General features: G+C 61.2%; 24 protein-coding genes. 12 read left to right on the top strand and 12 right to left on the bottom strand.

Annotation, left to right across the window (positions count from 1 at the left end; all coding sequences use genetic code 11):
• Together ACILSL_RS12525 and ACILSL_RS12520 are read right to left on the bottom strand one after the other, a co-directional pair.
• Window positions 1-594 (bottom strand): Gfo/Idh/MocA family protein (locus tag ACILSL_RS12525; RefSeq protein ID WP_395732375.1); only part of this gene is annotated, 594 nt, incomplete at its 3' end.
• Between the two features lie 6 nt (window positions 595-600).
• Window positions 601-1,221: a Gfo/Idh/MocA family protein gene (locus ACILSL_RS12520; RefSeq protein WP_395732374.1), complete on the bottom strand. Its 621-nt coding sequence runs from the start codon at window positions 1,219-1,221 to the stop codon at window positions 601-603.
• A gap of 297 nt (window positions 1,222-1,518) precedes the next feature.
• On the opposite strand from ACILSL_RS12520, the gene bioB reads away from it, so the two are divergent.
• Window positions 1,519-2,556 carry a biotin synthase BioB gene (gene bioB / locus ACILSL_RS12515; RefSeq protein WP_395732373.1) on the top strand — a complete coding sequence of 346 codons (1,038 nt, stop codon included), beginning with the start codon at window positions 1,519-1,521 and terminating at the stop codon, window positions 2,554-2,556.
• A gap of 12 nt (window positions 2,557-2,568) precedes the next feature.
• Window positions 2,569-3,288 (top strand): hypothetical protein, encoded by a 720-nt coding sequence (locus ACILSL_RS12510; protein WP_395732372.1) that lies wholly within the window; start codon window positions 2,569-2,571, stop codon window positions 3,286-3,288.
• A 4-nt stretch (window positions 3,289-3,292) separates the two neighbouring features.
• Here ACILSL_RS12510 and ACILSL_RS12505 read toward each other — a convergent pair whose 3' ends face one another.
• The 4 genes from ACILSL_RS12505 to ACILSL_RS12490 all read right to left on the bottom strand — a co-directional run bounded on the left by ACILSL_RS12505 (window position 3,293) and on the right by ACILSL_RS12490 (window position 8,307).
• A complete protein-coding gene (locus ACILSL_RS12505; RefSeq protein WP_395732371.1) occupies window positions 3,293-4,051 on the bottom strand; it encodes a purine-nucleoside phosphorylase in 759 nt (252 codons plus the stop codon).
• A gap of 90 nt (window positions 4,052-4,141) precedes the next feature.
• Entirely contained in the window at window positions 4,142-5,068 is a 927-nt protein-coding gene (locus tag ACILSL_RS12500; protein ID WP_395732370.1) for a 2-dehydropantoate 2-reductase, read from the bottom strand.
• Window positions 5,069-5,168: 100 nt separating this feature from the next.
• Window positions 5,169-7,634, bottom strand: a complete 2,466-nt coding sequence (locus ACILSL_RS12495) for a DEAD/DEAH box helicase (protein ID WP_395732369.1) — start codon at window positions 7,632-7,634, stop codon at window positions 5,169-5,171.
• A 61-nt stretch (window positions 7,635-7,695) separates the two neighbouring features.
• Complete coding sequence (locus ACILSL_RS12490) at window positions 7,696-8,307, bottom strand: hypothetical protein (RefSeq protein ID WP_395732368.1); 612 nt, start codon at window positions 8,305-8,307, stop codon at window positions 7,696-7,698.
• A gap of 129 nt (window positions 8,308-8,436) precedes the next feature.
• Between ACILSL_RS12490 and epsC the strand changes: the two genes are divergently transcribed.
• From epsC to ACILSL_RS12475, 3 genes are all read left to right on the top strand, one after another.
• Window positions 8,437-9,318, top strand: a complete 882-nt coding sequence (gene epsC, locus ACILSL_RS12485; protein ID WP_395732367.1) for a serine O-acetyltransferase EpsC — start codon at window positions 8,437-8,439, stop codon at window positions 9,316-9,318.
• Between the two features lie 2 nt (window positions 9,319-9,320).
• Window positions 9,321-9,950 (top strand): SprT-like domain-containing protein, encoded by a 630-nt coding sequence (locus tag ACILSL_RS12480; RefSeq protein ID WP_395732366.1) that lies wholly within the window; start codon window positions 9,321-9,323, stop codon window positions 9,948-9,950.
• Window positions 9,951-10,057: 107 nt separating this feature from the next.
• The gene (locus ACILSL_RS12475; protein ID WP_395732365.1) at window positions 10,058-12,391 is read left to right on the top strand and encodes a heparinase II/III family protein; all 2,334 of its coding nucleotides are present in this window, start codon (window positions 10,058-10,060) and stop codon (window positions 12,389-12,391) included.
• Window positions 12,392-12,475: 84 nt separating this feature from the next.
• Here ACILSL_RS12475 and ACILSL_RS12470 read toward each other — a convergent pair whose 3' ends face one another.
• The 5 genes from ACILSL_RS12470 to ACILSL_RS12450 form a co-directional block, all read right to left on the bottom strand.
• Window positions 12,476-12,865: a DUF3368 domain-containing protein gene (locus ACILSL_RS12470; protein ID WP_395732376.1), complete on the bottom strand. Its 390-nt coding sequence runs from the start codon at window positions 12,863-12,865 to the stop codon at window positions 12,476-12,478.
• Window positions 12,866-12,961: 96 nt separating this feature from the next.
• Window positions 12,962-13,213, bottom strand: a complete 252-nt coding sequence (locus ACILSL_RS12465; protein ID WP_395732364.1) for a UPF0175 family protein — start codon at window positions 13,211-13,213, stop codon at window positions 12,962-12,964.
• Window positions 13,214-13,263: 50 nt separating this feature from the next.
• Window positions 13,264-14,184 (bottom strand): site-specific tyrosine recombinase/integron integrase, encoded by a 921-nt coding sequence (gene xerA / locus ACILSL_RS12460; RefSeq protein WP_395732363.1) that lies wholly within the window; start codon window positions 14,182-14,184, stop codon window positions 13,264-13,266.
• Window positions 14,157-14,945, bottom strand: a complete 789-nt coding sequence (locus ACILSL_RS12455) for a hypothetical protein (RefSeq protein ID WP_395732362.1) — start codon at window positions 14,943-14,945, stop codon at window positions 14,157-14,159. Before ACILSL_RS12455 ends, xerA begins: the two co-directional genes overlap by 28 nt.
• 24 nt (window positions 14,946-14,969) lie before the next feature.
• The gene (locus ACILSL_RS12450) at window positions 14,970-16,637 is read right to left on the bottom strand and encodes an FMN-binding protein (RefSeq protein ID WP_395732361.1); all 1,668 of its coding nucleotides are present in this window, start codon (window positions 16,635-16,637) and stop codon (window positions 14,970-14,972) included.
• A gap of 130 nt (window positions 16,638-16,767) precedes the next feature.
• Here ACILSL_RS12450 and ACILSL_RS12445 point away from each other — a divergent pair, with 130 nt between their 5' ends.
• The 7 genes from ACILSL_RS12445 to ACILSL_RS12415 all read left to right on the top strand — a co-directional run bounded on the left by ACILSL_RS12445 (window position 16,768) and on the right by ACILSL_RS12415 (window position 23,371).
• On the top strand, window positions 16,768-16,899 hold the full coding sequence (locus tag ACILSL_RS12445; RefSeq protein WP_395732360.1) for a hypothetical protein: 132 nt from the start codon (window positions 16,768-16,770) through the stop codon (window positions 16,897-16,899).
• Between the two features lie 18 nt (window positions 16,900-16,917).
• Window positions 16,918-18,075: a type III polyketide synthase gene (locus ACILSL_RS12440; RefSeq protein ID WP_395732359.1), complete on the top strand. Its 1,158-nt coding sequence runs from the start codon at window positions 16,918-16,920 to the stop codon at window positions 18,073-18,075.
• Window positions 18,072-19,268, top strand: a complete 1,197-nt coding sequence (locus ACILSL_RS12435; protein WP_395732358.1) for an FAD-dependent oxidoreductase — start codon at window positions 18,072-18,074, stop codon at window positions 19,266-19,268. The genes ACILSL_RS12440 and ACILSL_RS12435 overlap by 4 nt, the downstream gene beginning before the upstream one ends.
• Window positions 19,269-19,462: 194 nt before the next feature.
• A complete protein-coding gene (locus ACILSL_RS12430) occupies window positions 19,463-19,819 on the top strand; it encodes a phosphopantetheine-binding protein (protein WP_395732357.1) in 357 nt (118 codons plus the stop codon).
• Window positions 19,816-21,075, top strand: a complete 1,260-nt coding sequence (locus ACILSL_RS12425) for a beta-ketoacyl-[acyl-carrier-protein] synthase family protein (protein WP_395732356.1) — start codon at window positions 19,816-19,818, stop codon at window positions 21,073-21,075. Before ACILSL_RS12430 ends, ACILSL_RS12425 begins: the two co-directional genes overlap by 4 nt.
• Window positions 21,076-21,091: 16 nt before the next feature.
• Window positions 21,092-21,739: a hypothetical protein gene (locus ACILSL_RS12420; RefSeq protein ID WP_395732355.1), complete on the top strand. Its 648-nt coding sequence runs from the start codon at window positions 21,092-21,094 to the stop codon at window positions 21,737-21,739.
• A gap of 63 nt (window positions 21,740-21,802) precedes the next feature.
• Window positions 21,803-23,371 (top strand): hypothetical protein, encoded by a 1,569-nt coding sequence (locus tag ACILSL_RS12415; RefSeq protein WP_395732354.1) that lies wholly within the window; start codon window positions 21,803-21,805, stop codon window positions 23,369-23,371.
• Here the strand turns inward: ACILSL_RS12415 and ACILSL_RS12410 are convergent, their stop codons facing one another.
• Complete coding sequence (locus ACILSL_RS12410; protein ID WP_395732353.1) at window positions 23,372-24,943, bottom strand: peptide ABC transporter substrate-binding protein; 1,572 nt, start codon at window positions 24,941-24,943, stop codon at window positions 23,372-23,374.
• Window positions 24,944-24,999: the final 56 nt, after the last annotated feature.

Here is a 24,999-nt window from a genome sequence, read left to right as displayed (position 1 = left end):
GAGCTTCAGCGCCTCCGCGTTGTTCAGCACCTTGCCGGTCTTCGGATCGCACTTCACCACGGTATTCGTGCGGTAGGCCATGTTGCCCAGGTGGCACATCATGGTGCTCTTCTGGCCTTCCTCGATGGGGCTGTTCAGCTTCGCATTGCCGCGAATGGCCTCGATGAAATTGCCCATGTGCGCGGGGTCGCCGCCACCAGCGCCTTTGCCCTTGCTCATTTCCACGCCCTTCAGGTCGTAGTTGATCCAGGAATCACGCGTGATGGCCATGGTGCCGTTGTCGCCATAGAAGATCACTTCGCCCAGCGGCTTCTCTGCCGCGCGCGCATGGCAGCTGCTCTGCACCCACTCGCAGCCGGCGTGGCCGAAATCATACACCGCCGTGCCGGTGTCCGGCGTCTCCTGCGCATCGTCGTAAAAATAGCGGCCACCATTGTAGGTGGTGCGCAGCGGATAATCGCCCTTGAGGCCCCAGCGCAGGATGTCCAGTGAATGGATGCCATTGTTACCCAGCTCGCCATTGCCCCAATGCCAGAACCAGTGCCAGTCGTAGTGAGCGAGCGATTTGAAATCATGCTTCGCATCATCCGGCACCGGGCCCTACCACAGATTGTAGTCGATGTCCGGCGAGGCGGGTTTCTCGTTCGTCGCCACGGATTTGCGCGTGTTGTAGTAAAACCCACGGCCAAAGCGCACCGGGCCGATGGCGCCGCCGTGCAGTGCCTCGATCGCCTCCTTCATCCAGGTGCGGCGCTGGTTGCCCATCTGCACCAGGCGGTCGTACTTCTTCGAAGCCGCCACGATCATCTCGGCTTCCTGCGCGTTCTGGCTGCCGGGCTTTTCCACATAGACGTGCTTCCCAGCCTGCATGCACAGGATGGCCGCTGGCGTATGCCAGAAATTCGGCGTGGCGATGAAGACGGCGTCCAGCGTCTTGTCATCCAAAATGGTGCGGAAATCCTTCACCCCCACGCAGGAGACCTTCTGCGTGTCATTCACCACCTTGAGGCCCAATTCCAAGCGCTTCGGGTCCACCTCCGCCAGGTAGGCGATCTCCACGCCCGGGATTTTGAGCAGGGCCTGCACATGCTGCATGCCACGCCCCAGCGCCACCACGGCCACTTTGACTTTCCTCCCGGCCTCATCCGCCGCGTAAAGTTTTGGCAGAGCGGACACCGCGGCGAGCGCGGACGTTTGGTGGAAAAAAGTGCGGCGGTTCATGATGGTGAAACCAAATCGCCCGCGAAGGGGGCTGTCTTGCACGCCATCGAATCGTCCTCGTCCTCTTACTCGAACTCGTCCTCGATCAAATCGAATTCGATGGGTCTGGGACCGGCGGATCACCTCCATGCCTCGCTGGCGAACGGCTTGGGATGACTCGATCACTCCGCATCCCCCTCGTGGATACAATCGGTCGAGGACGAGTTCGAGTAGGAGGACGAGGACGAAGCAGGGGGCCGTACTTTCCCCGTGCATCTTCCCCGTTTTTCGGCCACTATCCGGGCTGCATCATCCGCCATGACTTTCGCTGAACTCCACCGCATCTACCACCAGCCCTTTTTCGATCTCCTCAAGCAGGCCCGCGCCGTGCATGACGAGCATTGGACCGGCAATGAAGTCCAGCTCTGCACCCTCCTCAGCATCAAGACCGGCGGTTGCAGCGAGGACTGCGGCTACTGCGCCCAGAGCGCCCGCTACAGCACCGGCCTGCAAAAGGAAGATCTCATGCCCAAGGAGCAGGTCATGGAGCGTGCTCTCGCCGCCCGCGCCAATGGCTCCACCCGCTTCTGCATGGGCGCCGCCTGGAAGGGCGTGCGCAAAGGCACTCAAAAGTTCGACCAGGTGCTCGACATCGTGCGGGATGTTTCCAAGCTCGGCATGGAAGTCTGCGTCACCCTCGGCCAGCTCGGCGCGGAAGAGGCCACTGATCTCAAGGAAGCCGGCGTCACCGCCTACAACCACAACGTGGACACCTCCCCGGAGCATTACCCGAACATCGTCAGCACCCACACCTTTGACGACCGCCTGCGCACCATCCGCCACGCGCAGGATGCCGGCATGTCCGTCTGCTGCGGCGGCATCCTCGGCCTCGGCGAGACCATCGAAGACCGTCTGAAAATGCTGGAAGTCATCTCGAACTTCAACCCCCAGCCCGAGAGCATCCCGATCAACGCCCTCATGCCCATCAAAGGCACCCCCATGGGCGACAACGAAGTCGTCGATTCCTTCGCCTTCATCCGCATGATCGCTGTCACCCGCATCGCCGTGCCGAAGGCCAAGGTGCGCCTCAGCGCCGGTCGCACGAACCTCAGCCGCGAAGCCCAGGCCCTCGCCTACTTTGCCGGAGCCAACTCCATCTTCTACGGAGACAAGCTCCTCACCGCCGCCAACCCGCGCGCCAACGAGGACATGAAACTCCTCCGCGACCTCGGCCTCGCCGCCCAGGCCCCGAATCCGGAGATGGAAGCCCCCGAAGCCACCCAAGGCCGCCCGCTGATGCCCTGCTGCACCGAGGAGCACGCGTGTGAGATGGAGAAGGCGAACGGGTGCTGCTAATCACTCTCAGCCATGACTCTGCAAGAAGAGCGGGACTTCCTGATGCATTGTCGTCTTGGGAAGCTCGCCGAATGCAGGAGCTATCTTGAGTCAGGAGGCGACCCAAACGTCAAGGATGCTGCTGGGCGAGGTGCACTCGCCAAAGCGGCACTGGTTGCCCAAAATTTGGAACTTGTCCGCCTACTGATAAAGTATGGGGCGGATATCCGAAGTTTGGAAAATCATCTTCTCGTTTTGAAAGTCACGGGCGGGCCTGAACTTTCCCCAAAGTTGAAAGCTCTCAAGGAACGGTATGCCGAAGACCTGGCAGCTTTGGAATCAGATGTGCTGGTATCTTCGGCTATGGGCAAAATTGAAGCCAGTGCTCTACAAACACAGAAGACCCCTAGAGGCTTGATCAGCTTCTTGTGCTTTGCATGGCCTGCGAAAAATCGATCGGATAACTGCTTCAATGATGTTGCTACGAGCGAAAAGGAGACCCTGTCTACATCAGGGGAGTATCTTTACCGCCTGGGGTTGGTTCCAATAGCAGCGAATGCAGGCGGGGACGATTTTTGTATCGATCTGCATAACACCAAGTCCCTTGAAGAAATGCCGGTCTATTGGTTAGAAAAAGCTTCCTGTAATCAAGATTCCGCTTATCCAGCGGTGCTTGATGATGGCGAGAAGGTCGCAAGCTCTTGGAGGGATTTTGTGCGATACGTCGCTTTCAACGCCATGGAAGAATGGTGAAGTCTCACACCGCCGCCTTCAACAACCTCGCCAGGTACAAGCTCGCTGTCTTCCCCACCTCGACCACCTCGGCGTGGTGCAGTGTCTGCGCTCTCAATCCTGCGGCCCAGTTCGTGAGCATGGAGATGCCCGCGACCTCCATCCCTAGCGCGCGCGCTTGAATCGCCTCGGGCACCGTGGACATGCCCACGGCATCGGCGCCGAGGGTGCGCAGCATGCGGATCTCGGCAGGGGTTTCATACTGCGGGCCCAGCAGACCGGCATACACACCGGCGTGCAGCTTCAAACCGATCTCCACACTCGCCGCATGAAACTTTTCGCACCACTTCCGCGAATACACCTCGCTCATGTCATGGAAGTGCGGGCCGCCGAGCAGCGGGGTAGTGCCTTGCAGATTGAGGTGGTCGGTGATGAGCATGAGTCCGCCCACATGAAAATCCTCGCTGATCGCGCCCGCCGCATTCGTGAGCACGATGCGCCTCACGCCGATCTCGTGCATGAAGCGGATGCACGCTGTCACCTCATGCGCCGTGAGGCCCTCATACAAATGTCGCCGCCCCTGCGCGAGGAGGATCGGCTTGCCGTGATGCTGCGCCAAAACAAAGCGCCCTGCGTGCCCCGGCACCGTGGAGGCGCTGAGGCCGGGCACATCGGAATAGGCGACTTCACTTTCGATGCCAAAAGCCTCCGCCACACCTCCGAGACCGGAGCCGAGTACGATGGCTGTTTCAGGACGGGCGTTTTCAATATCAGTGAGCGACATAGGCGTGAGCAAAGTGGTCCGCACAGTCCCCTGTGCGGTCAGACGAGCGTCTCGTGACGGCGATCCCCGCACAGAGGACTGTGCGGACCACTATCTGGCGGCAATGCGCTCCTTCAACTCCTCATACAACCTGCCCACCTGCGGCATCTCCATCCCCGCGGCCTTGGCCTGACGTACCGGCTCGCCCCAGATCGCCTCCAGCTCCACCTCGCTGCCCGCCAGAAAGTCGATGAGGCTGCTTGGCTTGTACGGAGACATCGTGCGCGTGCGCTCGATCATGTCATCCATCAGCACCAGCGGAATCGCATGCCCCAGCTTCCCTGCAGTCTCGATGATCTCACGCATCAAATCACGCACCCGCTTTTCCAGTACCGCATCCGCCAGAATGGCCGCCGTATCCTTGTTTCCTGCTGCAATCGAAAGCCCATTAAAGGGAATATTCCACACCAGCTTCTTCCACCGCGCCGTGAGCAAACTCGGCTCCACTTTGCACTCGATCCCACAGCGCCGGAACTCCGTCGCCAGTGTCTCCGTGCGCACCTGCGGCGCACCGCTGTGCTCGCCCAGCGAGATCTGCCCCTGCGCGATGTGATGGATCTCTCCGGTTGCGGTGCGATTGATGCACACAAAGCACAGCCCGCCCAGCACATGCGTGGAGCCAAAGTGCCGCGCCAGAAAATCATCGCTGCCCAGCCCGTTTTGCAGCGTGAGGATCATCGTCTTGTTGTGCAGCAGCGGCGGCAGCAGTTCCAGCAGCGCCGCATTGGCCGTGGCCTTCATCGCGATGATCACCAGATCACACTGCCCGATCTCCGCCGTGCGTCGGTGGCAGTACACCTGCGGCAGCTCGAAGTCCCCATGCACGCTGCGGATTTTGAGCCCATGCTGCTTCACATGCGCATAGTCTGAGCGCATGAGGAAATGCACCTCATGCCCATGCTGCGCCAGCCGCCCGCCATAGTAGCAGCCGACTGCGCCGGAACCGACGATGGCGATGCGTGGATGCTCGAGGTTCATGTGCGCAGTGTGTAAAGCATTCGTGATTCTTCAAATCTCATCAGTAGTGCGGGCCATCCTGCCCGCCGATGAGCGCGTCATTCGCGGACAGGATTACCCACTACTTGACCATCAGATAATGCCGCGTCTTGCCATGCTTCTGCTTGTTCGTCAGCGGTGGCAGGTCGAGGTGGAAGAAGTGGCGCAGGGTTTTGGTGTGATGCTTGAGCGTCTGCTTCGCTGCTTCCTTCAAATCCTTCCATCTCCTCCACGGATGATCCGGCGCATGGGTGATGTGCCGCAGCAAACTCAGCCACTCCACATACGCACGGGAGATGTCCCCTTCCGCGATGCCCGCCTTCAAATCCTGCGCACCGGGCTGCTCCGGATGCAGCAGCGCATCCAGCAACTCCGCCGCGCCTTCGCCATAGTCGTCCGGCAGGCCGTTTTCGAGATAGCCGTGGTGATTCACAAACCCATAGGTCCCACGACACACCGCCGCGAGGCGTTCAGAACCGCAGTTCAGCGGCAGATCAAACTTGGAGCCGCTGCGCAGGTTTGCCATGTGATGCACCAGGTCGTCCGCAGGATAGCTTTCGTCTTCGAGTGCCGCGACGATCGCCAGACCCTCGCCATGCTGGAAGAAGCTGAAGATCTCTCCACGCCTTGTGGGCACACCCGCAGCATCGATCAGCCCCAGCGTTCGCCATGCATGAATCGGTGATCCGCCGCGCGGTTCACGGTCCGTGGTGGCCGTCTCGGCCATGTGCACCCCCGTTTCATTCTTCACCACCACGCTGCGTTCCTGCGGTGCAAAGAGCAGCCTGCCATGACCATCTTCATAGGCCATCACCTCGATGGGCGCGAGATCGAAGCAGGCAAAGACTAGGTTCTCCTTCATCACGGTGCCGATGAATTCCGGAGCCACGTCTGGGATGACGTCTTCCCCATGCGCGAGGATGGCCTGCGCGATGTCACCCACATGCAGCACGGTGATCTCCTCCAGGGGCACCGTCTCCGCGTTGCGCGGCAGCTTGAGCAACCGACGGATCGACTTCGTCGGCTTCACATCCTCCCCCACCGGAGTGCCGAGGCTGATCTCGACTCCGTAGGTCACTTCCTTCTCGCGGCGTATTTTTCCCACGCGGCCGATGCCGTGCGCAAACTTTGCCACAAAGGCCGGGATCGTCAGCACCGCATGCACGCGGCTCAGCGGCACGCGCTGCAGCGCATGGCGGTGCTTGCGCTCCCATTCGCCATATGAATTCAAGACCTGCTTCTCCGTGGCTTCGAGACCAAAGAGTGCCTTTGCATTCTCGTGCTGCGGAGGCACCACGTTCGGCTCCAGTTCCTCCAGCCCGAGCAGCGGCGGCACTTTGGCAAACAACCTTCCGGCAAAGCGCGTCGCGGCATCAAAGGGGTTCTCCTGCTGCAACGCCGCATGTTTCATCACCCGCAGAAAGATCGGCCACGCCAGCAGGGTGCTGCGGTGCAGCCGTGCAGGCCGCGCATCAAAGATGGAAGGACTGTCGCGGCTGGTGATCACATGACCCATGTCATCCAGCCCGCGTCTTCCGGCACGGCCATACATCTGCAGCAGTTCATCCGGCGCGAGTTTGTGCTCGCTCTTCCCGTCATGAAACGTCGTGCCCGCCACGTGCACGCTGCGCACGGAAAAATTGATCCCCGCCGCCAGGCCCATCGTTGCCACCACCACACGGAGCTGCCCCGCCTTTGCCAGCGGTTCGATGACACCTGCGCGCGCTCCATACGAAAGCCCGCTGTGATGAAAGGCCACGCGCTTCTCCAGCAGCGTTGCCAGATCCTTGCCGCACACCGCACGTTGTTCCGCTGTGAGTTCCAGCGGATCACCCATCGGGAGATCAGCGGCGAGTCTTCTCGCAATCGACTCCGCCTCCTTGCGGCGCGGTGCAAAGATCAGCAGCGGCGCTAGATCGGCCATCATCACCGCAGCCGCAAAGCGCGGCCAGTAGTTCTGAAACTGCTTCTGCCGTTGCGGCAGCGTCTCCATCGGTACTTCTTCCAGCGGCACGGGCCGTTCACGCGTCATCACCACTTCCGCCTTGCGGCCCAGGCTCACCAGCCACGCCGCCACATCTTCCGGGTTTGCCACAGAGCCGCTCAGCAGCAGCAGCCGTGTGTCCTGCGGTGCCAGCGCGATAGCCGCCTCGTAGTTCGCACCGCGTGAGTGATCCGAGATCATCTGGTACTCATCGATCACCAGCAGCGCCGGACCTTCGCCGCGCACCAGCCGCTCGATCTGCGTCTCCAGCGTGGCCACCACGACCGGCGCGTCCACATTCTCCGCGATGTCCCCTGTGGCGATGCCCACATTCCACTTCGCTTCCTTCCACTCCGCGTACTTGTCATTCGCCAGCGCCCGTGTCGGCACCGTGTAGATCGCCGGCCCCTGCAAATGCCGCCCCTGATGCAGCAGCTCAAAGATGTACGTCTTCCCTGCCCCCGTGGGTGCGCTGACCACCACATCGCTTCCAGTGCGCAGCAAATTCACCGCCTGGTGCTGCCATGGATCGGGAAGTTTGAGCTGGTTGAGAGAGGGGAGCACGACTCCTGTCTCTAGAACGGCGTCGCTCTGCCCGCAATGCTGGCGGTAGAAAACTCGGTGTTTAAATCGAGTCGATCAACGCCCGCAGATTCTCCCGTGCCTGCGATTCATAGCGCTCCCGTGCCCACGCGGTGAGGTAGATTTGAGCGCGCTTCACAAAGCCGCTCAGGATTTCTGCCCGCTTCTCCACATACACGGCTTCCGGCACCCACGCATACTCGGCACGAATCTGCCGTTCATACTCCCGCACACGCTCCATGGGCTGTGCGAAGATCGCGAGATCGATGTCGATGATCCAGGCATCATTCGGTCCGTCTCCCGGCTGGTGTGACTTCGTCAGCAGGATGAGCCGAGCGACCTCACGCGACAGCTGCCCTTCTCCAAGGGCCTCCACGGCCATCTGCGCGCTGAGTTCTTCGTTCTCGTTCCCCTGCGGGTCATACACCGCATCATGAAACCACAGGGCCATCTCGATGAGGTCCGGCTTCGCGATCAAACCGACCGCCTTGGCGTCGTCCAAGATGAGCAGGCATTCTTCGAGATGCTGAAGCGTGTGGTAGGCACGCTGCGGCTCCGCGTAGCATTCCAGCAGCCGCGCATGCCACACGGAGGCCTCGCCCGACAAACTCAGACGTCTCCAAAGGTTTTCAAAGCGTACGTTCGAAGTCATCATGAGGAGGAAACAATTTGGGACACGGGGCTGCAAATGCCAGACGAAGCTGCAAACCCTGAGTTATTCACAGCAATCATCTCACCCCCGCGCTTGAATCCAGATCGCAGCACGGTATCGCTGAGTGCACACATGGATTGCCGCCAAAATGAAATCATTTCCAGCTTGATGACCTCGTATCACGAGGTCGGCGGGATCAACCATGTCGATTGCGGCAATCTGCCGTCCAAGCGCGCCATTGCCACGCTCTGCGAGGACCTGCTGCATCTGCTCTTTCCCGGCTTCTTTTCGGATGAAGCCGTGTCTTCCCAGGAACTGGAGCTGATGACCAATGAACTCGTCGCCAGCATCCGTGAGCGCCTGAATGTGGAGGTGCGCCGCAGCCTGCGGCTCAATGGCAGCCATGAAAATCGCGATGCCGAAGCTGCTGACGTGGTGTGCAGTTTCTTGATGAAATTGGCCGAAGTGCGTGCCCTGCTGAAAATGGATGTCGAGGCCGCCTATGCCGGCGATCCGGCAGCGCGCGGCTTTGAGGAAATCATCCTCGCCTATCCCGGACTTGAAGCCATCGCCATCCAGCGCACGGCCCATGTGCTTTACCAGAAAAACGTGCCGGTGATCCCACGCATGATGACGGAGTGGGCGCACAGCCGCACCGGCATCGACATTCACCCCGGCGCGGAGATCGGCACGCACTTCTTCATCGACCACGGCACGGGCGTGGTCATCGGAGAGACGGCGACGCTGGGCAACCATGTGAAGCTCTATCAAGGCGTCGGTCTCGTGGCACGCTCCCTCGCCGCCGGGCAGGCGCTCCGCGGCAAGAAGCGCCACCCCACGCTGGAAGACCACGTCACCGTGTATGCCAATGCGACGATTGTCGGCGGCGACACGGTCATTGGTGCGCGCAGTACCATCGGCGCCAACGTATTCATCCTCGAGTCCGTGGCACCGGACATGCTCTACGCGCTTGGTCAGCAGGAGCACAAGGTGCAGGAAAAAAAGAAGAAGTGAGCATGCTCGATCTCTCCCAGTTGAATTTTGATTTTTCCGCCCTGCCGCACTGGGTGCCGTTTCGCAAGGTGCGTGACCTGACGCCCCCGCCAGAACCGGCGGAGGGTTCAGCCGAGGAAGCCATCCCTGATGGCCGCGATGCAGAACTGGAAGAACAAACGCGGGCTATGCTGCTCGCGCTGGATCTGCCGGGCGGAGCCAAACTCGTCACCGTGGCCTGGAATGCGCGCCTGCGCAGCACGGCAGGCTATGCGCGCTATCCGGGCTGGGCCATTGAGCTGAACCCGAAGCTGCGCGAATTTGAAGGCCAGGTGGAGCGCACCCTGAAGCATGAGCTGGCGCATTTGATCGCCTACCACCGCAGCGGCCGAAAGCGCATCGAGCCGCATGGCCGCGAATGGCGTCAGGCCTGTGCGGATCTCGGCATCCCTGATGAAAAAGCGCACCACCGCCTGCCGCTGCCGCGCAATGAAGTCGAACGCAAGCTGACCTACGCCTGCCCCGCCTGCCAGACCACCGTGCAGCGTGTGCGCAAGTTCCGCCGCCCCACCGCCTGCCTGCGCTGCTGCCGGTTGCATGCTGGCGGCCAGTATGATGGGCGTTTTCGCCTCGCGTTGGTGACCGGTAATTAGTTGCTGGGATACACGTCTTTCCGCCAAACTCGGGCATCCGAGCTGCGTTTATGCTTGACCTAGGTGCTCCCACCCGCTGCTTTAGCGTCACTCTCAACCCTTCCGTCATGAAAACCGCTTCGCGTTTCCTCTCTCTTGCTTCCATCTGCCTGTTCGCTGCCAGCGCCAGTGCGCAGCTCGCAGAAGAATTCCACACCTGGACGAACACCTCGGGCAAGACGGTGGAGGCGACCCTGATTTCGGTCGATGCCGTTGCCAAGACGCTGAAGATCAAGACGAAGGACGGGCGGGAGTTCGACGTGCCCATTGCCAATTTGAGCCCGGCTGACTTTGAATACGCCAAGGGGCGCTATGCCGCCATGCAGGCCGCCCCCGCTGCCGCACCCGCAGTGGCCATGCCCGCGACTCCAGCGGGGACACCCCCCGCCACTCCGCCCGCTGCCGCGCCCAAGGGAGGTGCCAAAACTGCCGCCGTCGTGAAAAAGCCTGCGCCTCCGCGGCCAGCCATCACGGTGGTGCCTGCGGCAAAATTCAAGGCCCCCTCGGCCAACGATTACCTCAGTGGCGTCGCCAAAGTGCGGCCGCGCCTGATTCACAATGCCGCTGGCTGGGCGGCGCTGAAAGGGCAGGTCGCAGTGGATCCGGTGCTGGCAAAAATCATGGAGGCCATGAAAGCCTCCGGGGAGGATCTGTTGAAGGACCCGGAGCTGACCCGTATCAACGGTGAAACCGGCGGTGAAGGTCCCAAGGCCGTTTACCGCATGGGCCTGCTCGGAGCCCTGCATTTCGGCGATGGAGACCTCAAATGGCAGGAGCGCGGCGCGCGTGAACTCATCGCCCTGACAGACAAAGTGACCTTTCGCGACTGGCACCCTGATCTGATGGACAATTTGACCGACTTGGTGGTGGCCACCTCGCTGGGATATGATTGGTTCCGCGCCGGATTGAACGCTGAGCAGGCTGCTGTCATCCGCACCTATCTCGCGGAGAAAGGTATCGGGGCTCTCATTGCACATCTTGAGGGCGAAGAAATCCCCGAGAGCGCCAAAGGCACCTCCGGTGGTCAGACAGGAACCAAATCCAAGGCCGCCCCCCCGAAGGCTCCTGCGAAGCCCCAGGCGAAACCCGATGTGGGCAAGCTCCTGCCAGACAGCAAGCAGATGGCCGCCGCCTCCGCCCTGCTGATCTCCGCCATCTGCCTCGTGGATGAGGACCCCTCCATCGCCAAGAAAGCGGCGGATGCGGCTGCCAAGGTCTTTGGCAAGGGCATCGTCCGTTTTGCTCCGGCAGGTGTCTGGCCCGAAGGCCTGCAGGCCGGTGAAACCGTGATGGATTACGTGGCCATGCTCTCCGAGTCCCTCAAGGCTGCTTCCGGGCGTGATCTCAACATCAGCCTGCTGGAAGGCATTCCGCAGTTCAACACCGCCCGCATGCACATGATGGGTCCCAGCGGTCAGACCTTCAATTTTGGAGATGCCACAAGTGCTGCTTCCTCCCGCCCATGGGTCGCCACCTGGCTCAGTGGCATCGCGGGCAATCCTGGCCTCCGTGCCGTCGCCGCCGCTGGCAAGCAGCCCGTGACCTCCGCCTACTTCGGCCAGGTCGGTAACTTCATCTACTACAACCCGCATGCCGCCGGAGACGGCACGGCAGACTCCTTGGACTACGCGCAGCCCGGTGGCTTTGTGGCCACCTCGCGCTCCGGGTGGGAAAAGACGGATTACTTCGTCGCGGTCAAAGGCGGCGAAAATGAAGACACCACGGCGCAGCTCGACATCGGCAGCTTTGTGATGGAGGCCGGCGGTCAGCGCTGGGGCATCGAGCTCGGTGCTGAAATGGACAAAGCCCCCGGCTTTGAAGTCAAACCCGGTGCGGACCGCACCAAGCGCTTTGCCCTTTACCTCGAAAACACGCTGGGTCAGAACACCCTCGTCATTGATGGCAATCAGCAGGAGTTCGACGCCAAGGCAGCGGTGCTGCTCGGTGCTTCCACACCGGAGCGCGGTCTCGCCGTGGTGGACATGACCAAGGCCTATTCCAAACCCGCGAAGGACGTCCATCGGGGCATCATGGTCGTGCGCGGGGACAAGCCCTACATCGTGGTGCAGGATGACCTCATCATGAAAAACACCGGCAACATCACCTGGAGCATGCACACCATGGCGGAGATCACCCCTTCAGGCACCTCGGCCAAGCTCACCCTCGGTGGCAAAACCCTCGTCGCCACGATTGTCTCACCCGCCTCGGCAACCTTCAGTGCAGGCGTACCGCCAGAGCCTGCCAGCGAACAGTCCCGTGATCTGGTGAAGGCCAACGTCCACGTGCTCAAGGCTTCGGTCGATGGTGCCAAAGGTCCACAAAGCCTCTGCATCACCTTTGCCATGGATGAAGCGCCGACCCATACGCCCACCCCTGTGGCGACGTGGGTGCCGAAGAAGTGATCATTGCAGCATGCTGCCGTTTTCTGATTGCCTTCAGGTCCGGCGCGGAGAACGGCGGCAGGCAGAAAGGTGACGCCCAGCACGCTATTCCCCAGCTTGGCGCAGGCACTCCGTCATGAGCTGAGGACCAATGAAGTAGCCTTTGGTGACAAGATTCTCCAGCACGGGTCTGATGCTTGGGAGCAAGCCTTCACGCTTTGCACGCAGGAACACTGCGCAGGTGCCGCGTACTTCCAGATGATAGGCCTCTGCTGCGATACGTCGCGCCCGGCGTTCATCAATCAAGACACCGGTGATGCCATGATCCCGCGCCGCCTGAATGATGGATGCCTCACCGGCATCCAGTTCGGTGACGAGCAGAGGGTCGGGTGTTGATGACTCCACGATTTCGACATGAGCGAGAGTTTGCCTGATCTCGGCGGCATCTCCCGCATCTTTGGCGGTTAGTTCGGCGACCACTGCCTGCGTGGTCATCACGCGCGGAAACAGCTTTGACAGTAATGCCCGAGGTTGGCACGGCTCACCGCAATGAGCGGGCCGGTGTTGCAGACAATGGGATGAGCAAAGAAATCAGCCATCGGCGAATTCCCGTTCGAGATCATCACCGTCCAGTTCGCTTACTGGAACTCCACAGCGGCTGCATTCGGCGAGGAAGGCCACCCGGCCCATGCCGCACATGGTTGCGGCCTGTCCTGAACTGACTTCTCCGAGTTCGAAGTACTTCAGCGCCAGCAGGAAGCGGCTGCGTTGTTCCACGTCTGCACGGCTCTTCGCGTGCAATGTCAAGGTGACCGGGAATTCGACTTCAAGCAAAGAGGTCATGAGAGTACTGATATTCTAAACCGACTCCTGGCTGCTTTCAATCTCTCAACTCACGCCCGAGGGTGCGCGGCCTCGTAGACTTCCTTCATGCGCTGCGTCGAGACGTGCGTGTAGATCTGCGTGGTCGAAAGGCTTGCGTGCCCCAGCAGCTCCTGCACGCTGCGCAGGTCCGCGCCGTTGTTCAGCAGGTGCGTGGCAAAGCTGTGTCGCAGCTTGTGCGGTGTCAGGTGCACCGGCAGGCCGGAGGCGCGCCAGTATTTCATGATCACATCGTCCACCGCCTGGCCGGTGATGCGGGTGCCCAGTTTGCTGCGAAACAGCGCCCCGTCATGCACGCCGGCCTTCGCACGGTAGCGCTGCACCGCCTCCAGTGCTTTGGAGCCCACCGGGCAGATGCGCTCCTTCCTGCCTTTGCCGAACACGCGCACGGATTCGGTGTAGGTGTCGATGTCCGCCACGTTCAGCGCCACCAGCTCGCTCAGTCGCATGCCGGTGCTGTAAAACAGCTCCAGGATCGCCGTGTCACGCTCTGGGGCCCACACAGCATCACGCTTGGATTTTTCCAGGCTCAGCGGCAGCGCCAGCATGGCCTCCACCTGCGTCACCGTGAGCACCACGGGCAGCTTCTTTTCCCGCTTGGGCAGCTGCACCTCCAGCAGCGGATTGGCTTTCCAGCCCCGCCGCCGCGTCAGCCATTTGAAAAAACTGCGCAGCGCCGCGAACTGCAGCCGGATCGTCGCCCGTCCGCGTTCGCGCTTCATCAGGTCAAACAAGAACGCGCGGAAGTCATCGGCGGTGAGTTCGCTCCAGCCTTTGAACGGCGTGCGCCATTCACGGAACTGGCGCAGGGCCAGCTCGTAGTTCGCCAGCGTGCGCTCCGAGGAGCGGCGCTCCACCTCCATGAACTCCAGAAACTCTGCGGCGAGCTTGTCCTCCATGGCGTTCAGCCTCCGGCCCGTTTTGCACGGCATTCGCTGCAGATTTCATCGCCGGAGTCCAGCACGCGGAACTCCAGGTGCGAATCATCCAGCTCCGTCTTCTTGCAGACCGAGCATTGGTGGAAAAAAGTGTCCTGGGGGATCTGGGCGGACTCAAAGCGGCTGCGGCGTGAGGCCACCTGGGCCATGCGCGCACGTTCGCTGAGGAATCCGGGGCCGAACGCGATGAAAAAATTCAGATGCCCCACCAGCACCGGAAACAGCAGCGAGGACTCACGCATCACCAGAAAGGCTGTCATACCCGCCGTCAAAGCGGCCACCCATTTCATTTTGATCGGCAGGATGAAGTAGATGTAAATTTCCTCATTCGGAAACAGGGACGCAAAGGCGAACAGCAAGGTTTGGAAGAGAAACATGCCTGAGGCAGGCCAGTGAAACAGCAGCGCCCCCAAAGTCACGGCAATCATCCAGCCGATGATGTAGAGATTGACCCGAAACGCTCCCCAGGCCGATTCCAAACCGCGGCCAATCCACATCATGAACATCGCGCCGATCAACGCCCAGATGAGGGAAAAATTGCCGGGGATGAACACATGCGTGACCAGCCGCCAGACCTCGCCGTGCATCACCCGGATCGGATTCAGTTCAAGAAACTGCAAATAGGCCGCCGCACCCTCCGGCGACATCACCATGACCATGAAGAGCACGAGCAGTTGAAACGCGGCGATGATCTGCACCAGGCCGGGAATGGCGAAGCGGCCGAATTTGGACTCTAATTGGGGAATGAGGGGCATGTCTGGTGTGTTGGTAGTCCGGTTTCAGCCCGGAGCCAAGAGAAGAACGAATGCCACGCACAGCGCGGCTAGCCAATCGTGCGCGCCGAAGCGATCTCCATCTCCGGTGAAGCGCAGCAGTTTGAACAACGCCCCCGTCGGGCAGCCGTAGCGGCAGTAGGCCAGCGGGGTGAAGAGCGACCACAGCAGGCCTGCGATGGCGATGACGATGCTGGCCCAGCCCGCCACGCGAAACAGATACGCATCAAAGGGCTCCAGCGCGTTCAGATTGACCGGCAGCGCCAGGGCCACGCTGAACAAAACGAAGGCGAGCAGCACGAAGGGAAGTTTGGAAAGCAGCTTGTCGAGCGCTTTCGAGGGCGACCACTGCCACGGCAGCCGCCGCGCCAAGAGCTGCTGCAGCGCCCCATGCGGGCAGATGTGGTGGCAGTAGAGCTGCTTGCTGGTGAACACCGGTCCCAGCAGCGCCACGGCAGCCAGCAGCACCAGCCCATGGGCGTTTTTCCAAGGGGTGCCGTGTGTCGCCCAGCCCGCGAGAAGGCCCTGAGACAGCATTTCCCCGGCGATGAACCCGCCATAGATCACCAGCAGCGCATGATGCAGGTGGCGGCACCATGCCCGGCCCCGCAGCGGGGTGAAGGCCATCACCAACGCCGCCAGCAGGATCACCACATGGCCGCTGTCCTGCCAGCGCCAGCGAATCTGCTGCCACCAGCCGCTTCGAGCTTCCTCTTCGTGGAGGAGTGACTCAGCCCGCACCCGCACTCCTTCGGCGATGCCGTAGCTCGTCTGCGTCGCTCCGGAAACACCTTCGACTCCGGCGGCATTGAAATCGATGTGCGCGATCTTCTCCGTCGTCATCCCATCAAACGTTTTCAAAAACGCCGGATCGCCGGTGACGTAGCCTACATACTGCTCCGTGTCATAGCTCCGCCGCAGCGCGATGCCACGCAGCGTCTTGCCGCTGGCATCCATCAGCATGAAGGTGTCACTCGGTCCCTTGTAGCCGACCGTTCCATCCGAGACCGGCGCCGTGCGCACCGCCAGCGCGATCACCGCGCCCTTCTCATCGAGCACTTCCTGGGAACCGGGATGCTGTTTGGATTCGCGCAGTTTCACCGCCCGGGGTTCGAGCTTTTTGACTTCCTCCAGCGTGATTGCGTCAGGGAAGCGCAGCGAAGTCGTCGCACTTTTGCCAAGCCGGCGCAGCACCCCTTCGGCAATCGCGCTGCTCGTCAGTGTTGCGCCTGAAACAGCCTGCGGTTGCATGTTCGCCAGCTCCGCAGCCTTCTTGCCCGTGAACTGCTTGAAGAACGAACGTTCGCGCACCACCTCGGCCAGATGATCCGTTGTATCGCCGCTGCTCAGGATGCGCAGCCCCAGGACTTTGCCACGTGAGTCGAGCGCGATGAGCGTGTTCGTCGGCCCCGAGTAGCCGATGATGTCATCCGCTTCCGGGGAAGTCTGCATGACATGACCGATCGTGATGCCGGATTCATCCTTCACCGCCTGCATGCCGCCCTGGGAGATCAAAGCCGCTGCGGCAGGAAAAAAATCCCGCACCCGGTCCACCGTCAGCTCCAGCACTGCCGCCGGCGGGTGGGAGCGCCGGATGGCCATGACTGCGAGCGCCAGCAGCGCCACGCGCCAGAGGCGCAGAGCGAGGGATTTCCAGCGGCGGGTGGAGGGCATGGTAAATCGTTAGCAGCATGGCCTGGAATGTCATTCACGAAGCCGTTGCCGTGCTGATTCGAATGATGAATTTGCATTTCAGGATGGAATTAACGTTCCAAGTCCCCAGGCTGGGTTATGATGGCACAACATGAACTGCCTTCTTCGTTCCCTGCTGGTGGACACTGGCAACTGCGACAAGACCATCGTTATCCTCGATTTCGATCTCCCGCTCAAAAGTGGCGACACCCAGCCCCCCTTCCGGCATGCCGCGTATCCCTGAAACGTAATCTTCCTGATCATGCCCGCTTTCATTCATCACATCGCCACCGAGACGCCAGATCACATCTACAGCAGTGAGTTTTCTCGTGAGCGCATGAAGAGCTGGGTGTCCGAGCCGCGGGCCAAACGTCTGGTCGAGATGATCTATGACCGCACGGGCATCGAGACGCGTTACAGCGCCAGCGACGACTTCATGACGGACAACGGCGATCTGTTTTACACATTGCCGGATGGCTCCATCAATTCCCCCACCACCGGCCAGCGCAACGCCCTTTATGCGAAGGCTTCGCGTGAACTCGCGGTGAAGCTCGCGCACAAGACGCTGGCCGAGTACCCACACTTTGCGAAGAGCGACATCACACATGTGGTGTTCGCCTCCTGCACCGGCTTTGCCAATCCGGGGCCGGACTACCACATCATCCGCGAAGTGGGGCTCAATGAAAACGTCGAGCGCTACACCGTCGGGTTCATGGGCTGCTACGCCGCCTTTCCGGCGCTGCGCATGGCCGCCCAGTTTTGTGAGGCCAATCCGCAGGCCGTGGTGCTGGTGATGTGCCTTGAACTCTGCTCCCTGCATCTGCAGGTCAGTGACAAACCGGAGAGCATCGTGGCCAATGCACTGTTTGCGGACGGCGCTGCTGCGGCCATCGTCAGCGCCCGCGAGCCGGCGCATGACCGGTCCTATTACCGGGTGCATGGATTTCAGTCGGCGCTGGTGCCTTCCAGCGAAGCGCACATGGCCTGGGACATCGGAGACCATGGTTTCAACATGGTGCTCTCGGCTTATGTCCCCGATCTCATCGGCAGCAACATCCGCGCGATGGTCGGCGGCATCCTCAACAAGCGCGGTCTCACGCCGGCGGACATTGACGAATGGGCGGTGCATCCAGGAGGTCGTGCGATTCTTGACCAGATCGAGGAGCAGCTCGCCCTGCCTGCCACGGCTCTGGAAATGTCCCGAAGCGTGCTGCGTGACTACGGCAACATGAGCAGCCCGACGGTATTGTTTGTTCTCAAAGGCTTCCTCGAAGAAGCAGAAACCGAGCGCGCCATGACTTGCGCCATTGCCTTTGGTCCGGGACTCACGGTGGAAACGGCGGTGCTGGAACGCTGCGGTGCCGCGATCCCGGCAGCCCAGAAAGCCCGGCCTGCCGCGCTGGCACACGTCGTGGCATGAGACCTAGCACTGCATGTCCGGCGGGTACCACTGACTACGATGTGATCATCGTGGGTGGCGGGCCTGTGGGTTTGTTGCTGGCCTGTCTGTTGAAGCAGCAGGGACTGCGCCTCCGCGTGCTGGAGCGGCGTGCGGAGCCCATCGCGTACTCGGCGGCCATCGGCATCACGCCACCCTCATTGCAAATTCTGGACAAGCTGGGTCTCGCCGCCGAGTTCGTCGCCAGGGGCGTGCAGGTACGCGACTGCCTTGTGCATGGCCAGCGTGGCCAGCTGGGTTGTGTTTCGTTCCGGGAGATTCCAGATGCGTACCGCTTCATTCTGTCACTTCCGCAGGCCACCACCATCGCAATCCTGCAGAAGCATCTGGGGCAGGAGCACGTCGAGTCTGGCTGCGAAGTCCGCGAGGTCAGGCAGTTTGATCAGCACTGCTGTGTCAAAACGGATGAGCACGCGCTCACTGCACGCTTCGTGATCGCGTGTGATGGCAGCCGCAGTCGGTTGCGTGAGCTCATCGGCATGCGGGCACCGGTCCATGTCTATGACTGCCACTTTGCCATGGGCGATTTTACCGACCGCAGCGGTTTTGGTGAGGAGGCGCACTTGTTTTTCACCGAGGCGGGTGCGGTGGAGTCTTTCCCGCTGCCCGGCGGCCAGCGGCGCTGGATTGTGCAGACTGAAACGCATCTGGATCATCCCCCACGGGGGTTGGTCAGTGAGTTGATCAAAAAGCGCACCGGTCTCGACATACCCGCCGCTGATCAGCTCAGTGAAAGCGCCTTCACACCGCGCAAATTCAACTGTGCCCGCTACGACGAAGGGCGCATCATCCTCTGCGGTGACGCCGCGCACGTCATGAGCCCCATCGGCGGCCAGGGCATGAACACCGGCTTTGCAGACGCAGAGTTCCTCGCCGCCATTCTTTGCCAGGCCGATCCGCGGAAATGGCTGCCAGCCTACAACCACTTCCGCCGCAAGGCGGCCCAAACAGCCATCATCCGCGCCGAGTGGGGCATGTGGCTTGGCACCCGGCGTGGCAAAGCGCCCTCGCTGCTGCGGGATGTCCTTTTGAAGTTCCTGCTCCGCCAGAAACCCGTCGCCAGACACATGGGATCTTTTTATGCGATGCTCACGATCCCGTTCAACACCCTCAAACAGGTTCCTTTGACCAGTCTGCAGCCGCGGCAGATCTGAACCCGAGTCCTTTGGGCGCAGCCCGTGTGTGGGCAGGTGGTACAAAAGGCGAAAGAGGGCATCATTCATACCATGCATACCCTATTTTAGCTCCACTATATAAGGGATAGCGCTGGCTGCCACGGCTGCCTAGGTGCCTTCCGCGCTGAAAAGCGTTGATCCATCAACATAATTGACTAAACACAGCCATGGCCGTGAGCGAAGACCGAAAACTGGAAATCACCAAATCCCTCAAACGTTGCAGTGAGGAGACGCTGGCCGCCGCGCTGCGCTTTGAAGAAACCAAGAAGCTCGACGAGTTGGACGCCATCATTCTAGGTGTGCTGGCACGTGATGCGGCCAATCCGCGGCCTGATGGTGTCGCATCGGTCACGGACGACATGAAGCTGATCGATGACATCGGCATGGATTCCTTTGGCATGATCGAGGTGGTGATGACGGCGGAAGAAGTCCTCGGCCTGACGATCGCCACGGAAGAACTGAGCGGCATTATCACGCTGGGTGATCTGAAGAAATTCCTCCGGGCCAAATTCGGTGCGAGCCTCTCATGAAGCGGGTGGTCGTCACCGGACTGGGGTTCATCTCCAGCATCGGCAACAACCGCGCGGCGGTGACGGAAAGCCTGCGTGAAGGCCGGTCTGGCATTGAGTTGGTTCCAGAACTGGCCGCCGCGAATGACCGTGTGAAGCTCGCAGGCACCGTGAAGGGCTTCGAGTTCCCAACATCTGATCCGCTCGACTGGACCTTTCCCGAACAGGTGAAACTGAGCCGTGCGCAGCTGCGCACCATGGTTCCCAATGCCGTTTTCGCCTATGCAGCCATGCAGGAGGCCATCGCTGATGCCAGACTCGATCCTGCGCAGGTATCAGATCCGCAAACCGGCTTGTACTGCGCTTCGGCAGGATCACCTTGGTTGACTTATCTGGCGATGGATTCGGTGATCAAACGTGGGCCGGCGCGTACTTCTGCCCCCATGGTCATCACGGGCATGCCGAATTCACTCCATCTGAATCTCACAGCCCTGTTCGCCATCAAAGGCGCTACCCTGGCCTTCAACAGCGCCTGCGCCTCCTCCTCGCACGCCCTCGGGCACGCCTGTGACATGATCCGGATGGGCCGGCAGAAAACCATGTTCGTTGTCGGTGCCGAGGACGCCCAGTTTCTGCACACCGTTTTGCCGTTTGCTTCACTGCGGGCCCTGAGTTCTCAAAGCGATCCTGCTTTGGCACCACGTCCGTTTGATGCAGGCCGCGATGGCTTCATCACCACCGGCGGCGGTGTGACCCTCGTGCTCGAAGAGGCTGAACACGCCGCCGCACGCGGGGCCACGGTCTACGCCGAGGTCACAGGCTGGGGCCAGGGCTCGGATGGCTACGATGTGGTGGCACCGGACCCAAGCGGCAGCGGACTGGCGCGTGCCATGACCAATGCACTGCAGGACGCCAGGCTGGAGGCTTCGGCGATCGACTACATCAACGCGCACGGCACCGCGACGAATGCGGGCGACATCGCCGAGCTGAGCGCGCTGAAAACCGTATTCACCGGTGATGTCCGGCCGAAGGTCAGCAGCACCAAGGCGCTGACGGGTCACGGACTCTGCCTGGCAGGAGCTTTGGAGGCAGGCATCTGCTGTCTGGCATTGAAGGAAGGCTTCATGCCGATCTCTGCGAAGATTCAGAATCTCGATCCCGCCTGCGAAGGCGTGAACATCCTCACCAGCCCGGTTGATCAGGCACCGCGTGTCGCGATGAGCAACTCCAGCGGCTTTGGCGGTTCGAATGTGGCGCTGATTCTCTCGCAGCCTTGACCCCGGCGCCGAAGCCATGAAAGAGCGCGTCTTCCAGCCCGAACTGCTCGACACGCTGCCGCCGAACGACCCTGATGCCATCCGCGCGCGCGAGGAAATGCTGCAGGTCAACGGCATCATGGGCAATCATCGCTGGATTGAGCGCATGGTTCGCCGACATCGCGAAGAAGGATGGCGCATTACGGAGCTGGGTGCGGGAGACGGGGCGCTGTCCCTGCGGCTCGTGGAAGCAGGCTGTTGCAAAGTGGCGGCGCTGCATGCTTTTGATCTGGCACCCAGGCCGGAGCTCTGGCCCGCACAGGCTCACTGGACGCGTGGCGATGTTCTGGCGCAGGCGCTGCCCGACACAGAAATCGTGATCGCGAATTTGTTTTTGCATCATTTCACCACGGGACAACTGCGCCTGCTGGGCTCGCGCCTGTCACCCGTGACACGACTGATCATCGCAGCTGAGCCAGCCCGTTACTGGATTCACAGCCTCTCCGGCAGGTTGTTTTGTGGACTGGCGGAACTCAATCATGTGCAGCGCCATGACATGCAGGCGAGCATCCGTGCGGGATTTCGGGGTGACGAACTGCGAGAGGCGCTCGCACTGGATTCCACCTGGCGGACCTGCGTCAGCCATCATCCGTGCGGGGCCTATCGTTTCATGGCGTGGCGCTGAAGCCGGACATTGAAGGCATGACACCCGTTGCCGTGGGGCGTGACTGCATTCATACTGCGGCACATGATCCGGCCCCATACGCCGCCAGAAACGCCCGAAGACAAGCCAGCGCACCGCGGAGAAGCGGGTGGTGCATGGTCGTCCCCTTGGGAGCTGGATCTGGAGTGGCTGGATGCGCCGCCCGGAAAAAAGAGACGCTACATCGAGGAGAAAAAGCGGCCTGCGCCACGAGAGCCCAAGACCGTATCCAAGCCGCCGGTGGAAACGCCGCCGCCAGTGGAGGTGGAAAAAGTACCCGCCGCACCGCGCCAGGCACCCCCTTCCCGGCTGGTCACGAAGCCTCGGCCCAAGGTGGCGGTTGGGCGTGAGGCCTCATGGTCCACGCTGGCCATTCTGAGCATGGGCTTGCTGGCGTTGGTCTTCATCGCCTGGCTCTATGTGGACGATCAGGCCCCGGGCCTGGATAAAGACCTGCTCTTGAACCGGCCGGTCGATCAGGCAGTTGCGATCCAAACACCCGACAAGCTGCGCAAGTTTTTGAATGCGTTGGTCCCTCTCGAAAACACACAGCTCTCAGGCAAACCGCCGTGGCTGTGGGACACCCCGACGCTCTCGCGCTTCGTGCAGTCCAATGCCACTACTCTCGAGAATTTGCGTGATCTTCTGGAGGACGCCGACTGGCATGCCACGCACGCCGCATGGCATGCTGCGGACCCCTGCGAGAATCCGCGCTGGCATCAGGTGCTGGTGCTCAAGCAGGCTGAGGCCGCCTATCTCTCCCGCCGCATGCAGGAAGAGGCTGCGTTCACTGCGGCCATTGATCTCGCGGAACTCGGCTGGCGGCTGGAGCAAATCTGGGCCTGGCCCACCTGCTACCAGCGCGCGCTGCAGGCACACACTCTCGCCGCCCAAACGCTGGCCGATCTTCTGCGGCAGACCAAGCTGCCAGAAGCCACGCTGCGGCAGTTTCAGCGCCAGTTCAAGGTCTGCCAGCCCACCGTAGAAGTGCTGGAAGGCGCGATGAATGCCTTCTACGTGCATGAGAAAAAACTCATCCTCGGCCCAAAGAGCGGCGAGAACCTCGACACCATGCCCGGCGGAGTTCAGCTGCATCGTCCGGGCCGGTTGTTTTTCAAACCCTATGAAACCCTGCAGCATTTCGCCACGGCTTTCCGGCAGATGAAGACGGAAGTGCAGACACCTCTGGCCCAAACCGCCGAAGTGCGGCTGAAAGAGGTTGCCGCCTCGGGTGCTTCTTACCAGCCCAATTCCGCCGGGCTTGCCTACTACCATGAGCGCATGAAGACCTACACTTCCATGCCTGCTGAGCTTGGGAAGGTGCGCGCCCGGGGAAATCTGATCATCACCTTGTTCGCCGTACGACGCTGCATTGCAGAGAAAAAATCGGTGCCCGCCAACCTCGAACAACTGCGCACTTTCAACTTCCTGCTCGATGTCCCTGTCGATCCCTACACCGGCGCTCCACTGCAATACAGCCTCGCACGCGGTCTGATCTGGTCCGTGGGCAATGATCTCAAATCCGCCAACGGCTCACCCACGGAACCGCCGATGAACGATGCTGCTGAGCCAACCGTGGAACTCGGCATCGCCGTGGCGGGCGTGGCGAAGTGATCACTTCCACCGCATGCAGCGGAAAGGATGGTCGTCGATCAGGTTCGCCTGCACGCCGGTGAGGCGGTCGGCGTGGAAAAACTGGACGCCGACATAATGGTAGATCGGGATGATGACGGCTTCGTCGGTGACGAGAAGCTTTTCGGCCTGCTGAAACAGCGTGTTACGCTGGTTCAAATCAGCTTCGCGAGCGGCTGCGGCGATGAGGGCGTCGTATGAGGCATTGGCGAAGCCGGTGCGGTTGTTGCCACTGGATGAGAGGAACATCTCCAAAAACGTGCCGGGGTCGTTGTAGTCGCCCACCCAGCTGCTGCGGCAGAGGTGGTAGTTTTTCTCCTTCATTGAGGCGAGGTAGATCTTCCATTCCTGCTTCGCCAGATCCACGCTGACACCCAGGTGCTCCTGCCACATGGCCTGCAGCTCCACGGCGATGTTGCGTTCGACCGGCTTGGGGAAGTAGAGGTACTCCACGCGTGGAAAACCTTTGCCACCGGGATACCCCGCTTCCGCGAGGAGCTTGCGCGCGCGCTCAGGATCAAACTCAGGGCCGGGGGGCGGCTGGTAGTTTTGTCCGGCACCGGGCGGGGTGAGGCTGAAGGCGTTGCGCTCGCCGAGCTGGGTGATCTTTTCGGTCACGCGTTTGCGATCAATCGCCAGCGAGAAAGCCAGCCGGATCTTCGGATTGTCAAAAGGCGCGCGGTTGACGTTGAAGCGGGTGAAGTAGCTGCCGAGGAAGGGGCCTGTGTGGAAGTAGGGCTCCTGTTTGAGCTTGGCGGTGAGGGAGGTTGGCACCATGCCCTTGTCCATGATAAGATCGGCCTGGCCGGTGAGGAAGTAATTGATGGCGGTGTTCGGCTCCGAGATGGGCAGGATTTCGATGCTCTTCATCGGCACATTGGCGGCGTCCCAATAACCCTCGTTGCGGCGCAGCACGATGCGGTCGTCCAGCAGCCAGTCTTCCAGCGTGTAGGAGCCGTTGCCGATGAGCGATCCCGGTTTGATCCACGCGGTGCCGTGCTGTTCAACGATGCGCTGCGGCACCGGGTAGAACGCGGTGAAGGCGCAAAGGTCGATGAAGTAAGGCGTGGGGTTTTCGAGCTCGACGCGCAGCGTGCGGTCATCCAATGCCGTCACACCCACCTGCGTGAAGTCCTTGAGCGTGCCTTCGTGGTACGCACGGGCGTTTTTGATGACGTAAAGCTGGCTGGCGTAGTCGGCCCCGAACTCAGGCGTTAGCACGCGCTTCCAGGAATAGAGGAAATCCTGCGTGGTGAGCGGCGCGCCGTCGCTCCAGGTCGTGTTCGGGCGCAGGTGAAAGGTGTAGGTCTTGCGGTCTGGCGTCATTTCCCAGCGTTCCGCCATTCCAGGCTGCGGTTTCCCCGCCTCATCAATGCGGCAAAGCCCCTCAAACAAGGCTGAGGCAATGCGCATGCCCACCTGATCGGTCACGACGTGCGGATCAATGCTCTCAGGCTCGGCCCCGTTGATAAAGACGAGGTCTGCACGCGGCCGCGATTTGCCGCAGGCGGCGAGGGTAAGCAGAAGTGCGGCGGCGAGGGCGAGGCGGATCACGTGAAAAGCTAGCACACGGTTGGCGCGGTCCGCAGCACATTCCTTGCATCAGGCTG

The sequence above is a fragment of the Prosthecobacter sp. genome, from assembly GCF_044222345.1.
Classification (GTDB): Bacteria; Verrucomicrobiota; Verrucomicrobiia; order Verrucomicrobiales; family Verrucomicrobiaceae; genus Prosthecobacter.
Note: the sequence above shows the minus strand (reverse complement) of the source record. Positions and strands in the feature narration are given on the sequence as shown.